This is a genomic window from Streptomyces massasporeus (genome assembly GCF_014648995.1).
Taxonomy (GTDB): Bacteria; Actinomycetota; Actinomycetes; order Streptomycetales; family Streptomycetaceae; genus Streptomyces; species Streptomyces massasporeus.
Map to the genome: position 1 here is coordinate 446,579 of NZ_BMSE01000004.1, position 12,916 is coordinate 459,494.

Here is a 12,916-nt window from a genome sequence, read left to right on the forward strand (position 1 = left end):
TCAGGCGGGTACGGGTTCACACCTTGTCGACAATTCCTACCTTTCCCTCCGCGCGAGCGCAGTGGGCGCCGCAGTACCAGTGGCCCTCGACCTCGACGCCCTGGCCGATGATCTGCACCCGGCAGTGCTCGCAGATGGGGGCCATGCGGTGGATCGCGCAGGAGAAGCAGTCGAAGACGTGCACCGCGCCCTGCGCGTGCACCTCGAAGGTCATTCCGTACTGATTGCCACATACCTCACAGGTCGCCATGCGCCACAGGGTGAGCCGTCGACCCCGCGCGGGCGAGCGGGCGCCGGGCGAGTCGCCCGGCAATCACCCGTCCGTACGGTCACCCCTCCGACGCGGGCTCCACATCCGCGAGGAGTTGCCCGAACGCCGCCTCGTCCACGACCGGCGTGCCGAACTGCCGGGCCTTGACGACCTTGGAGGTGCCCGAGTCCGGGTCGTTCGTGACGAGCAGGCTGGTCAGCCGGGACAGGCTCGTGGCCACGTGCAGCCCGGCCTCGGTCGCGCGGTCCTCCAGCAGGTCCCGCTCGGTGGAGGTGTCGCCGGAGAAGGCGACCCGCATGCCCTGCTTGAGCCGCCCGCCCGGCTCGTACCGCCCGGGGTTGGGGTAGGGGCAGGCGGGGCGCTTGCGGGACGGGCGCCAGCTGCTCGGCCGGTAGCCGCCCCCGTAGCCTCCGGGGCCCGCCTGCTGCCCGATGCGGGGCGCGGCGGGGCGGTCCGTCCATTCGGTCAGCGGCCGGCACTCGTGCAGCGGCAGCCGTACGTTCTTCGCCGCCGCGGCCCGCAGGCTCGGGCGGAACGCCTCCGCCAGTACGCGCGCGTCGTCCAGCGCGTGGTGCGCCCGCTGCTGGACGACGCCGAAGTGCGCGGCGAGGGACTCCAGCTTGTGGTTGGGCAGCGGCAGCCCGAGCTCCTTGGAGAGCGCGATGGTGCACAGCCGCTGCCGCACGGGCGCCTCGCGCTCGGCGCGTGCGTACTCCCGGGCGATCATCTGCCAGTCGAAGACGGCGTTGTGCGCGACGAGGACCCGGCCCGCCAGCCGGGCGGTGAACTCCTCGGCGATGTCCGGGAAGAGGGGCGCCCCCTCGAGCGCCTCGCTCGTCAGCCCGTGGATCCACACCGGCCCAGGGTCGCGCTCGGGGTTGACGGTCGTGTACCAGTGGTCCTCGACCTCGCCGCGCTCGTCCAGCCGGTAGACACCCGCGGAGATGATGCGGTCGTCCCGGGCCAGGCCCGTGGTCTCCACGTCAACGACCGCGTACCCCTTGGGATACGCGGCCGGCCACGGCGTGGCGGAGAACACTGCGGTCGTGAGGTCTTCCAGCATGGTTCCTGAGGATACGGGCCGCGACTGACAGCCCCGTCCGCCAGGTGCGTCCGGCATGGTCTTCCGACGCTCCCTCAGGCGTGTTGTCCGGTCTGTCCGTTCACGGGGCGTACGTCTGATCGATGCTCAGTCGATCAGACGTACGTCTCGCCCGTCGACGTCCCTCTTCGTCCCGTATCGGATTGGCGAGGACCGCCAAGAAGCAAGCGCGTACCGCCGGTAATACTTGTGGGTAACAACGTCTGGCCGGGGCAGGGTGCCGGTCCTACGGTGCTTGCATGCCGAACCTGCCCGATGTCGTGCTGTGGTCCATCCCCGCCTTCGTGCTGCTCGCCGTGGTCGAGATGGTGAGCTACCGCCTCCATCCCGACGAGGGCGCGCAGGGCTACGAGGCGAGGGACGCCGCGACGAGCATCGGCATGGGGCTCGGCAGCCTCTTCTTCGACTTCCTCTGGAAGATCCCGATCCTGGCGATCTACACGGCCCTGTACGAACTCACCCCGCTGCGCGTGCCCGTGCTGTGGTGGAGCGTCCCGCTGATGCTGCTCGGGCAGGACTTCTTCTCCTACTGGTCCCACCGCGGCCACCACGTCGTCCGCATCCTGTGGGCCGGCCACGTCGTCCACCACTCCAGCCGGAGGTTCAACCTCACCACCGCGCTGCGCCAGCCCTGGACGTCCCTGACCGTGTGGCCGTTCTACGTCCCTCTCGTCGTCGCCGGCGTCCACCCCGCCGCGCTGGCGTTCTGTTCCTCCGCGAGCCTCGTCTACCAGTTCTGGATCCACACCGAGCGCATCGACAGGATGCCCCGCTGGTTCGAGTTCGTCTTCAACACCCCCTCCCACCACCGCGTCCACCACGCCTCCCAGGGCGGCTACCTGGACCGCAACTTCGGCGGCATCCTCATCGTCTGGGACCGGCTGTTCGGGTCGTTCGTCGCGGAGACCGAACGGCCCCGGTACGGACTGACCAAGAACATCGACACGTACAACCTGCTCGAGGTCGCCACCCACGAGTACGTGTCCATCGCCAAGGACCTGAGGGCGGCGCGGGATTGGCGCGAGCGGGCGGGACGCGTGTTCCGGGGACCGGGGTGGGGTCCGGGGGCGGCCGCCGTAGCGGCTTCGTCGCCTGTCGCTGTACAGGCGCCGTCGCCTGCCGCTATACCGGCGCCGTCGCCTGCCGCCGCGCCCGGACCCGTCGCCGAGACCGCCCCGGCCGCCAAGAGCGCGCCGGCGTGAATCCCCAGCGACTCCTCCTGGCCGCCTTCGGCCTCGCCGCCACCGTCGACCTCGCCTGCCTCGCGGCCGGGTTCGACGCCGGGCACACCATGGCCAAGCCCCTGCTGATGCCGCTCCTGGCGCTGTGGGCAGCCCTGCGCAAGGCGCCCCGGCCGCTCCTGGCCGCCCTGCTGTTCGGCTGGGGCGGGGACGTCCTGCTGGTGTCGGACGCCGAGCCGGCCTTCCTCGCGGGCATGGCCTCCTTCGCGGCGGGACACGTCTGCTACCTCGTGCTGTTCGCGAGGTACGGCAGCCGGAACGCGGTCCCACGCGCGCGGAGCGGCGTGCTGGCCCTCGGCTACGCCGCCGCCCTCGTCACGACCGTCGCGCTGCTGTGGCCGGACCTGCCCGCCGACCTGCGCGTGCCCGTCGCCGGGTACAGCGTCCTGCTCACCGCCATGGCGTACCGGTCCGCCACCCGGTTCGGGCTCTTCGCCGGGTGCGGCGGCGCCTTGTTCCTGCTGTCCGACACCCTCATCGCGACCGGGGTCGCCGAGTGGCCGCAACCGCCCGGACCGGACTTCTGGGTCATGCTCACCTACATCACCGCGCAGGCCCTGCTGGCCGGCGGCACCGTCGGGGCGCTCGATGCGCGCAGGGCACCGGCCGCGACGTACGGAGAGATGCGCGCCGCCTGAGACCGGCCGACGCGCCGGCGTCACCAGCGGATGGGCACCGGAAGCACCGTCAGCAGTCCGGACGCCGCGACCGCCAGGCCCAGGGCGGCGACCTCGGCCCGGGCCGGCGCGCAGGCGGTCAGCGGGTCGGCCGCCCGGCGCAGCCGCCGCCGGGCCCACACGGCGAGGGCGGCGACGACCACCACGAGGAGCACCTTGGCGAGCAGGGCGCGCCCGTACGCCGTCCCCGTCAGCTGCTCCAGAACCGTCTCCGGCGGCATCCGGCGCAGTGAACTGCACACGCCCGTAGCGGTGATGGCGGCCAGCAGCACCACCGCCACGCGCGCGTAGAGACCCAGCAGGGCCGCACCGGCCGCCGTGCCGTCCCGGCCGGACCGGAGCCGCAGCACGCGCAACGCGTGCAGGAGTCCCCCCACCCACAGTGCCGCGCAGGTCAGATGGACGAGCGTCAGCGCGGAGCCGGTCAGCGGGCTGTGCTCGGTGGTGGGGTGGGCGCGCAGGGCCTCGGCGACGACCACGGCGGCCAGCGGCCACACCTGTGTGACCGGACGGCGCGACACGGCGCACAGCCCCGCCACGAGGAACGCGTTGACCTCCAGCAGGGCCAGCTTGCCGTCCCGGGACGCATGGAGACCGCCGACGTCGATGTCCGCCACCTCGCCCGGCACGAGATTGCCGGTGGCCACGAGCGTGGCGAGCCCGAGGGCGGCGACGAAACCGGCGGCGGCCGCGAAGGGGGACCAACTGCGGGGCAGAGCCGGGGGTCCGGCCTGCGTGCCGGGCAGCGAACGCGCCAGGCGGTTCACGAACAGTTCGCCGACGGGTACGCACAGCGCCGCGAACAGCACTGTGCGCAGCAGGGCCATGCCGCCGGCGCCGGGCACTTCGGCCTCACCGGTGCCGTGCAGCGCGGCGGACGGGCCGAGCAGCGGGATCGACGCGGCCAGTACCACCAGCACCAGGACGGCGACGGCCCGGCCCGCACCGGTGGGCCGCAGCGGGCCGCGCGAATCGGTCACCCCGGGTATCGGTCTTGGCGAAGTCACCCCAGGATCTTCACCAACCTCCACACGTCCGGGCAAGTCGGCCGTACTCAATCACCCCGGGACGCGGCCGCCCACCACAGCCGCACCTCCTTGTTCTCGTCCGTCGGCCGCAGCTCCCACCCCTGCGCGAGCGCGACGTCTGCGACGTACCACCCGCCGACCCCCCGGTAGTGCCGCAGGGGTATCGCGCACTCCACGGGCGGCTTCGGCTTCCTCGGCTCGACCGGGGAGGAGGCCCGGGCGGTCCACTTGCCCACCACCTTCTCCACGCGCGCCTTGTAGTACTCCACGTCGCCCTCGTGACGCAGCTCCCGCCAGGACACGCACCAGGAGGCCAGCCACCCGACGCGGTCCAGCGCCCCGCCCAGCGCGTTGAGGTAGCCGCGTTCGAGGGTCTTGCTGAAGGTCGTGACGACCTCCGCGAACATGCCGACGACGAGGAACACGGCGAACACCGCCGCCCACAGCACACACACGACCGGAAACCACACCACACTGCCGGCGAACCGCAGGGCCAACTGCCACCGCGGCCGCGCGGGCCGGGCTGTCCAGGTCACCGGATCCTCGTACACGTCCATGACAAGGAATCCTGCCGCAGGCATGAAACGGGCCGGACGGATACCCCCGCCCGGCCCGGATCTCCTTCACACGAGCTCTACTTGGTCACCGCGTCCAGCGCGTCCGCGATGCCCCAGCCGTAGAAACCGTTGCGGTTCTTGGAGCCCTCGCACACCGCGTCGATCTTGCCGTCGCCGTTGATGTCGTACGGGTCCGTGCACGGCGTGGCGTCGGCCTCCGCGTACAGCAGGGCCTTCACCAGCGCCGGAGAGGCGTACGGGTGCGTCGACTTGATGAGCGCGGCGACGCCCGCGACGTGCGGGGACGCCATCGACGTACCGGCCATGTAGCCCCACTTGCCGCCCGGCAGCGTGCCGAGGATGAGGCCGCTCGTGGCCGGCGCGTCCGGCTTCTGGTAGGCGGTCGAGTCGCCGCCCGGGGCGGCTATGTCGATGACGCCCAGCCCGTGGTTGGAGAAGGACGACTTGATGCCCTTCGCACCCGTCGAGGCGACCGTGACGACACCCGGCAGCTGCGTCGGGATGTCGAGGCACTTCGAGGGGTCGACGACCCGGTCGCCCGGCGTCGTGTCGTTCGGGGACGACGGGTCGGTGATCTCGTCGGAGGCGAGGTCGTAGTTCTCGTTGCCCGCCGCGGCGACGTTGACCGCGCCCTTCTTCTCCGCGTACCGCGAGGCCCGGCCGACGGCCTCCACGAGCGCCTTCTGGTCCGGGTCGTTCTTGCAGTTGAAGTACCAGGGGTCCGTGTAATAGCTGTTGTTCGTGACGTCGACCCCGTGCTCGGCCGCCCACACGAAGCCGCAGACCACGGCCTCGGTGTAGAAGAAGCCGGCCGTGGTGGACACCTTGATGCCGGAGACCTTCACCCCGGGCGCGACACCGGTCATGCCGACGCCGTTCTTGGCGGCGGCGATCTCACCGGCGACGTGCGTGCCGTGCGGGCTCTCCTCCGCGCTCGGCCGCCAGGCCCCGTCGGCCGTGTCCGGCTTGCCCGACACGCAGTTGACCGACGCCTTGCGGTCGAAGTTGGGCGCGATGTCGGGGTGGGTGTCGTCGACACCGGTGTCGATCACGGCGACCGTGACCTTCTTGCTGCCCAGTGTCTTTTCGTGCGCCTTGTCCGCCTTGATGGCCGGCAGGTCCCACTGCTGGGGCTGCAGCGGGTCCTGCCCGGCAGGGGCGTCGGCCGCGGCGACCTCGGCCGCGCTCAGCACCTTCGGCGCGCCCAGGTCACCGGTCGACGCCGAGGGGAGCGGCGCGGTACGGGTGGCGCCCGCCGACTGCACGCCGCGGACCTTGCGGATGGCCTTGGCGAAGTCGGCGTTCGAGGAGTGGACGACGATGACGCCGATCTGGTCGTACGACGTCACGATCGTGCCGCCGGCCTTGGCGACGGCCTTCTTCACGTGCGCCGAAGTGCCGTGCCCCGGCTTGACGTTGACGACGTAGCTGAGCGAGGTCGCGTCGGCCGGGGCGGCAGCGGGGGCCGGGGCGTCCTCGGCGGCCGTGGCCGCGGTGTTCGGCAGGAACGCGAGGGCCGTGGCCACGGCCATCCCGGCCGGGATCGCGGCGGCGCGACGGTAGCGCGCGTACGGCGCAGTCATGGTGTCTCCAGTTCGTTCACGGTACGAGCTGATCTTGCGAGGGGTCCCGGTGAGCGGTCGGGTCACTTGACCGCGCGCAGCGCGTTGACGATGCCGTGCCCGTAGAAGCCGTTGAGGCGCTTGCCGCCCTTGCAGACCGCGTCCTGGGTGCCGTCGCCGTCCTGGTCGTAGGAGGTGGGGCAGGCGGTCGCGTCGGCCTGCGCCTTCAGCAGCGCCTGGAGCTGGGCCGGAGACGCCCAGGGGTGCTTGGACTTCAGCAGCGCGGCGACACCGGAGGCGTGCGGCGAGGCCATCGAGGTGCCCTGCAGGAAGCCCCACGTGCCGCCCGGCAGGGTGGACAGGATGCGGCCGTTCTTCGAGGGCGTGTCCGGGATCTGGTAGCGCCCGTCGCCACCCGGCGCCGCCACGTCGACGACGCCCTTGCCGTACGTCGAGAAGTACGACTTGACGTTGTCGACACCCGTCGAGCTCACCGTGACGACACCCGGCAGCTGGTTCGGCACGTCGAAGCACTCGTGCGGGTCGATGGTGCGCTCGACCGGGGTGGAGTCGTCGGGGCTGGAGTCGTCGACGATCGCGTCCGAGTCCAGGTCGTGGTTGGAGTTGCCCGCGGCGGCGACGTTGAGCGTGCCCTTCTTCTGGGCGTACAGCTGCGCCCGGTTGACCGCGTCGACGATGGCCCGCTGGTCCGGGTCGTCCATGCAGTTGTACAGCCACGGGTCGACGTAGTAGCTGTTGTTCGTGATCTCGACGCCGTGGTCGGCGGCGAACACGAACGCGCACACGACGCTCTCCGGGTAGAAGAGGCCGTTCGCCCGGTCGGTCACGTTGATGCTGGACACCTTCACACCGGGAGCGACGCCCGCGACGCCCACGCCGTTGCGGGCGGCGGCTATCTCACCCGCGACGTGCGTGCCGTGGTAGTCCTCGGCGGTGTACGGACGCCAGGCGCCCTCGCTGGTGTCGGGCTTGCCGCCGGCGCAGTTGGCGGACTGGGACGCGGAGAAGTTCGGGGCGATGTCGGGGTGGGTGTCGTCCACGCCGGTGTCGATGACGGCGACAGTCACCTTGCGGCTGCCCGGGTTGATCCGGGCGGCCTTGTCGGCGCCGATCGCGCGCAGGTCCCACTGGTCCGCCTCGAGGGGCTCGCTCTCGGGCGTCTTCGCCGAGGCGGCCTCGGTGCGCTTCGCCTGGGCGCCCGTCAGGTACTCGACCGCGCCCTCCTCCTTGGTCCCCGCGGCCGTCAGCGGCGTCGTCCGCGTGGCGCCGGCCGACTGCACGCCGCGCGCCTTGCGGATGGTCTCGGCGAAGTCGGGGTTCGAGGAGTGGACGACGATGACGCCGATCCGCTCGTACGCGGTCACGACCGAACCGTCGGCCTTCGCGATCGCCTTTTTCACCGAGGCGATCGTGTGGCGGTCCGCCTTGGTGTTGACGACGTACGCCAGGTTCGGCGCGTCCGCCGCCCGGGTGGCCGACTCCGCCTGCGGGGCAGCCGACGCGGCGGCCGGCAGGAAGCCCAGCGAGGCCGTCAGGGACAGCACGACGGGCACGGCGAGAGCGAGCCGGCGTCTGGAACGCAAGTGAGACATGGGGTCTCCACATCCTCCGGAAACGAAACCGGCCCGAGGCACAGGTGGTGCTCGGGCAGGTACATGACGTGGTGGTGCAGGGCGAAGCTATCCCGGCCTCTCGCTGGCCAGCAACGCTTTGTCGAAACGACTTCGGAAAGAACGCCGGGTGTTTGAACCGGTTCTCGCGTGCCGCCGTGACGTTGAACAAGGAGCGCGAGGACACTCGCCTCCGCCCCCGTTCACAACCGCTTCCGTCCCTGCGAGGAGACTCCGTGGCCACCGACGCACCGCCCCCGTCGAAAGAGCAACACAAGCTCCCCTCACCCGAGGAGTTCGCCGAGGTGCAGGAGAGCGCGGAGTTCGGTGAACTGCGCCGCTCCTACCGCTCCTTCGCCTTCCCGCTGACCGTCGGCTTCATCGCCTGGTACCTGCTGTACGTCCTGCTCTCGAACTACGCGGGCGGCTTCATGGGCACCAAGCTCTTCGGCAACATCAACGTCGCCTTCGTCCTCGGCGTCGCCCAGTTCGTCACCACGTTCCTCATCGCCTGGTGGTACTCGCGGCACGCCGCCGCGAAGCTCGACCCCAAGGCCGAGGCCATCAAGACCCGGATGGAGAGCGGCGCATGAGCCCCGTACAGCACACCCTCCTCGCCGCGAACGAGGCCAGCGAGCACCGCCCGCTGATCATCACCCTGTTCGCGCTGTTCGTCCTCGCGACCCTGGGCATCACCATCTGGGCGGGGCGCCAGACCAAGGACGCCGCCGACTTCTACGCCGGCGGCCGCCAGTTCAGCGCCTTCCAGAACGGCCTCGCCGTCTCCGGCGACTACATGTCCGCCGCGTCGTTCCTCGGCATCGCCGGCGCCATCGCCCTCTTCGGCTACGACGGCTTCCTCTACTCCATCGGCTTCCTGGTCGCCTGGCTGGTCGCCCTGCTCCTGGTGGCCGAGCCGCTGAGGAACTCCGGCCGCTACACCATGGGCGACGTCCTCGCGTACCGCATGCGCCAGCGCCCGGTCCGCACCGCCGCGGGCACCTCCACCATCGTGGTGTCGATCTTCTACCTGCTGGCCCAGATGGCCGGAGCGGGCGTCCTCGTCTCGCTGCTGCTCGGCATCACCTCCGACGCCGGCAAGATCCTCATCGTCGCCCTCGTCGGCGTCCTGATGATCGTCTACGTCTCCATCGGCGGCATGAAGGGCACCACCTGGGTGCAGATGGTCAAGGCCGTGCTGCTCATCGGCGGCACCATCCTGATCACCTTCCTGGTGCTGCTGAAGTTCAACTTCAACATCTCCGACCTGCTCGGCCAGGCCGCCGAGAACAGCGGCAAGGGCGCCGCCTTCCTGGAGCCCGGCCTGCAGTACGGCGCGACCGGCACCTCCAAGCTGGACTTCATCTCCCTCGGCATCGCCCTGGTCCTCGGCACCGCCGGCCTGCCGCACATCCTGATCCGCTTCTACACGGTGCCCGACGCCAAGGCCGCCCGTAAGTCCGTGAACTGGGCCATCGGCATCATCGGCGGCTTCTACCTGATGACCATCGCCCTCGGCTTCGGCGCCGCCGCGCTGATCTCCCAGGACGAGATCATCGCGTCCAACCCGTCCGGGAACACGGCCGCACCCCTGCTCGCCCTGCATCTGGGCGGCGTCGACTCGACCTGGGGCGCGATCCTGCTCGCCACGATCTCGGCGGTGGCCTTCGCGACGATCCTGGCCGTCGTCGCCGGCCTCACCCTCGCCTCGTCGTCCTCCTTCGCGCACGACATCTACGCCAACGTCATCCGCAAGGGGAAGGCCTCCGGTGCCGAGGAGGTCCGCGCGGCCCGCTGGGCGACCCTGTTCATCGGCATCGTCTCCATCGGCCTCGGTGCCCTCGCCCGCGACCTGAACGTGGCCGGCCTGGTCGCCCTCGCCTTCGCGGTCGCCGCCTCCGCCAACCTCCCCACGATCCTCTACAGCCTGTTCTGGAAGCGCTTCACCACCCAGGGCGCGCTGTGGTCGATCTACGGCGGTCTGATCGTCGCCGTCGGCCTGGTGCTGTTCTCGCCCGTCGTCTCCGGTGACCCCAAGGCGATGTTCCCCGAGGTCGACTTCGCCTGGTTCCCGCTGAAGAACCCGGGCATCATCTCCATCCCCTTCGGCTTCCTCATGGGCTGGCTCGGCACGGTCCTGTCCAAGGAGGAGCCCGACGCCAAGAAGTACGCGGAGCTGGAGGTCCGGTCCCTGACCGGCACCGGAGCCCACTAGCACGACCCCTCCCACGCGGCCGTGTCGTAGGAACCTCCAGGTCCCTGCGGCCCGGCCGCGTTCCACGTCGTGGGATCGGGCCTGTGGCGTTGTCGGTGGGGTCACGTAGGCTCGCAGGTGTCGGAGAAGCAGTGCCGCACGCATGATCCGCGACGAGGGAGGGGGCCCACGTGCTCATCGACACCTACGGCCGGGTGGCCACCGACCTGAGGGTCTCACTGACCGACCGGTGCAACCTGCGCTGTACGTACTGCATGCCCGAGGAGGGCCTGCAGTGGCTGGCCAAGCCGGATCTGCTCACGGACGACGAGATAGTCCGCCTGATCGACATCGCGGTCACGTCCCTCGGGATCGAGGAGGTCCGCTTCACCGGCGGCGAACCGCTGCTGCGTCCGGGCCTGGTCGGCATCGTCGAGCGGGTCGCGGCGCTGGAGTCCCGCCCCCAGATGTCGCTGACGACCAACGGCATCGGCCTCAAGCGCACGGCGGCGGCCCTGAAGGAAGCGGGCCTGGACCGGGTCAACGTCTCCCTGGACACCCTCCGCCCGGACGTCTTCAAGACCCTCACCCGCCGCGACCGCCACAAGGACGTCATCGAGGGCCTGCACGCCGCCCGCGACGCGGGCCTGACCCCGGTCAAGGTCAACTCGGTCCTGATGCCGGGGCTCAACGACGACGAGGCTCCCGACCTCCTCGCCTGGGCCGTGGAGCACGACTACGAGCTGCGCTTCATCGAGCAGATGCCCCTGGACGCCCAGCACGGCTGGAAGCGCGACGGCATGATCACGGCCGGGGACATCCTGACGTCCCTGCGCACCCGCTTCGAACTGACCGCCGAGGGCGAGGAGAAGCGCGGCTCGGCACCGGCGGAGCGCTGGCTCGTCGACGGCGGCCCGCATGTCGTCGGCGTCATCGCCTCCGTCACCCGCCCGTTCTGCGCGGCCTGCGACCGCACCCGCCTCACGGCCGACGGCCAGGTCCGCACCTGCCTGTTCGCCCAGGAGGAGACGGACCTGCGGGCCGCACTGCGCTCGGGCGCCCCGGACGAGGAGATCGCCCGCATCTGGCGCCTGGCCATGTGGGGCAAGAAGGCGGGAGCGGGCCTGGACGACCCGACGTTCGTGCAGCCCGACCGGCCGATGTCGGCCATCGGAGGCTGAGACCCGCCGTCAGGAGTCCCGGGACGGGGAGTCCTCGGACTCCCACTCCTTCAGCAGGACCACGTCCTTCAGGAACCCCCGCACACCGAGGAACTGCGACAGGTGCTCGCGATGCTCCTCACAGGCCAGCCACGTCTTGCGCCGCTCCGGCGTATGGATCTTCGGGTTGTTCCACGCCAGCACCCACACGGCCTCGGCACGGCAGCCCTTCGCGGAACAGATGGGCGTCTCGTCACTCACAGCTTCGTCTCACCACTGCACATCATCACGGCACAAAAGGCGACGCCGAGCAGCCACGGGGGGAGCTGCCCGGCGTCGGTCCGTCGCTCCGACGGGGGATGCGGAGCGCGTACGAAGTATGTCACGGGTAACCCCGGGCCCGGCACTGGAACAACATGATTGATCTGAGCTTTTCTTGAGCTTGGCGGGAAGATGACTTCCCTTCGCGAGCCCTCGTGATCTCCCCGCGGGTGCCTCTACCGCTCGTGCGATTCGCTCTCCGCACCCGGACCCGGCCCGGACACGGCGTCTTCCGCGACGGATTCCGCCGGCCCGTCACCGGAACCCGACGGCGCGATCATCGGACGCGTCTGCGACACCACGTACGTCGACGGCAGAGACGGCGCGTTCTCGCGCCCCGCGTTCGCGATCACCACCGCGATGTACGGCAGCACCAGCCCGAGCACCAACGCCACGATGGCGACGTGCCGTTCGACGTTCCACAACGTGGCCGCGAGGATCACGGAGATCGTGCGGACCGTCATCGAGATCACGTACCGGCGCTGCCGCCCGCGCACGTCCTCCTGGAGTCCCGTCCGGGCGCCGGTGATCCGGAAAACCTGGACGTTGCCGCCGCCATGCTGCTTCCGCATCGCATTCCACCATCCGCCCGTATCGGACTCTCCCCGCCCCGTAGCCGCCCTCGGCCGGTCGGGGAAACCTGACCAGGACAGCTCCCACGTTACGCCGCGGCCGGGTCGGCTACGAGACCGGGTGGCGCACCGCCCGGGCGTACGGCCTGCGCCGTCCCGCGTACGGCCCGCGTCGGCATGCGGCGTACGACGCCCGGGCCGACACTGGCCGTAGTGCTCGCGTCAAGCCGTACGAGGAGGCAGCGATGGGCTGGTTGTGGGCGATCATCGTAGGACTGGTGCTCGGCCTGATCGCCAAGGCGATCATCCCGGGCAAGCAACACCTTCCCCTGTGGCTGACCGTCATCCTCGGCATGATCGGCGGCATCGCCGGCAACGCCATCGCCCGGGCGGCCGGTGTCGAGGCCACTTCGGGAATCGACTGGTGGCGGCACATCTTCCAACTGGTCATGGCGATCATCCTCGTCGGGCTCGGCGACCGGGCCTGGACGGCGGCCAGAAGAGACAGTGGCAGGGCAAAGGCATGACGGGGCGCACGGCGAAGGGGGCGGTCTCCGGTACCGGAGACCGCCCCCTTCG

At 70.6% G+C, this 12,916-nt stretch carries 14 protein-coding genes; 6 read left to right on the top strand and 8 right to left on the bottom strand.

Translation table 11 applies throughout. The annotated features are described in order from the left end of the window. Positions 1 to 16: 16 nt before the first annotated feature. Together IE153_RS13595 and IE153_RS13600 are read right to left on the bottom strand one after the other, a co-directional pair. On the bottom strand, positions 17 to 250 hold the full coding sequence (locus tag IE153_RS13595; protein WP_078625432.1) for a metallothionein: 234 nt from the start codon (positions 248 to 250) through the stop codon (positions 17 to 19). Positions 251 to 329: 79 nt separating this feature from the next. Further along, positions 330 to 1,334, bottom strand: a complete 1,005-nt coding sequence (locus tag IE153_RS13600; RefSeq protein ID WP_189589958.1) for a DEDDh family exonuclease — start codon at positions 1,332 to 1,334, stop codon at positions 330 to 332. A 278-nt stretch (positions 1,335 to 1,612) separates the two neighbouring features. On the opposite strand from IE153_RS13600, the gene IE153_RS13605 reads away from it, so the two are divergent. Together IE153_RS13605 and IE153_RS13610 are read left to right on the top strand one after the other, a co-directional pair. Beyond that, entirely contained in the window at positions 1,613 to 2,575 is a 963-nt protein-coding gene (locus tag IE153_RS13605) for a sterol desaturase family protein (RefSeq protein WP_189589959.1), read from the top strand. Beyond that, a complete protein-coding gene (locus IE153_RS13610) occupies positions 2,572 to 3,252 on the top strand; it encodes a lysoplasmalogenase (protein ID WP_189589960.1) in 681 nt (226 codons plus the stop codon). Before IE153_RS13605 ends, IE153_RS13610 begins: the two co-directional genes overlap by 4 nt. Before the next feature lie 20 nt (positions 3,253 to 3,272). Here the strand turns inward: IE153_RS13610 and IE153_RS13615 are convergent, their stop codons facing one another. From IE153_RS13615 to IE153_RS13630, 4 genes are all read right to left on the bottom strand, one after another. Beyond that, positions 3,273 to 4,271 (bottom strand): CopD family protein, encoded by a 999-nt coding sequence (locus IE153_RS13615; protein WP_229828982.1) that lies wholly within the window; start codon positions 4,269 to 4,271, stop codon positions 3,273 to 3,275. Between the two features lie 74 nt (positions 4,272 to 4,345). Then, the gene (locus tag IE153_RS13620; protein WP_189589962.1) at positions 4,346 to 4,876 is read right to left on the bottom strand and encodes a hypothetical protein; all 531 of its coding nucleotides are present in this window, start codon (positions 4,874 to 4,876) and stop codon (positions 4,346 to 4,348) included. Positions 4,877 to 4,953: 77 nt separating this feature from the next. Next, on the bottom strand, positions 4,954 to 6,480 hold the full coding sequence (locus tag IE153_RS13625) for a S8 family peptidase (RefSeq protein ID WP_189589963.1): 1,527 nt from the start codon (positions 6,478 to 6,480) through the stop codon (positions 4,954 to 4,956). A 62-nt stretch (positions 6,481 to 6,542) separates the two neighbouring features. Continuing rightward, a complete protein-coding gene (locus IE153_RS13630) occupies positions 6,543 to 8,072 on the bottom strand; it encodes a S8 family peptidase (RefSeq protein WP_189589964.1) in 1,530 nt (509 codons plus the stop codon). A 254-nt stretch (positions 8,073 to 8,326) separates the two neighbouring features. On the opposite strand from IE153_RS13630, the gene IE153_RS13635 reads away from it, so the two are divergent. From IE153_RS13635 to moaA, 3 genes are all read left to right on the top strand, one after another. Next, positions 8,327 to 8,683: a DUF485 domain-containing protein gene (locus tag IE153_RS13635; RefSeq protein ID WP_031104157.1), complete on the top strand. Its 357-nt coding sequence runs from the start codon at positions 8,327 to 8,329 to the stop codon at positions 8,681 to 8,683. Continuing rightward, entirely contained in the window at positions 8,680 to 10,305 is a 1,626-nt protein-coding gene (locus tag IE153_RS13640; RefSeq protein WP_031104158.1) for a monocarboxylic acid transporter, read from the top strand. The genes IE153_RS13635 and IE153_RS13640 overlap by 4 nt, the downstream gene beginning before the upstream one ends. 170 nt (positions 10,306 to 10,475) lie before the next feature. Then, the gene (gene moaA, locus IE153_RS13645) at positions 10,476 to 11,465 is read left to right on the top strand and encodes a GTP 3',8-cyclase MoaA (protein WP_189589965.1); all 990 of its coding nucleotides are present in this window, start codon (positions 10,476 to 10,478) and stop codon (positions 11,463 to 11,465) included. A 9-nt stretch (positions 11,466 to 11,474) separates the two neighbouring features. Here the strand turns inward: moaA and IE153_RS13650 are convergent, their stop codons facing one another. Beyond that, entirely contained in the window at positions 11,475 to 11,705 is a 231-nt protein-coding gene (locus IE153_RS13650) for a hypothetical protein (protein WP_189589966.1), read from the bottom strand. A 236-nt stretch (positions 11,706 to 11,941) separates the two neighbouring features. Next, complete coding sequence (locus IE153_RS13655; RefSeq protein WP_189589967.1) at positions 11,942 to 12,337, bottom strand: DUF3099 domain-containing protein; 396 nt, start codon at positions 12,335 to 12,337, stop codon at positions 11,942 to 11,944. A gap of 245 nt (positions 12,338 to 12,582) precedes the next feature. Between IE153_RS13655 and IE153_RS13660 the strand changes: the two genes are divergently transcribed. Beyond that, complete coding sequence (locus IE153_RS13660) at positions 12,583 to 12,864, top strand: GlsB/YeaQ/YmgE family stress response membrane protein (protein WP_031104164.1); 282 nt, start codon at positions 12,583 to 12,585, stop codon at positions 12,862 to 12,864. Positions 12,865 to 12,916: the final 52 nt, after the last annotated feature.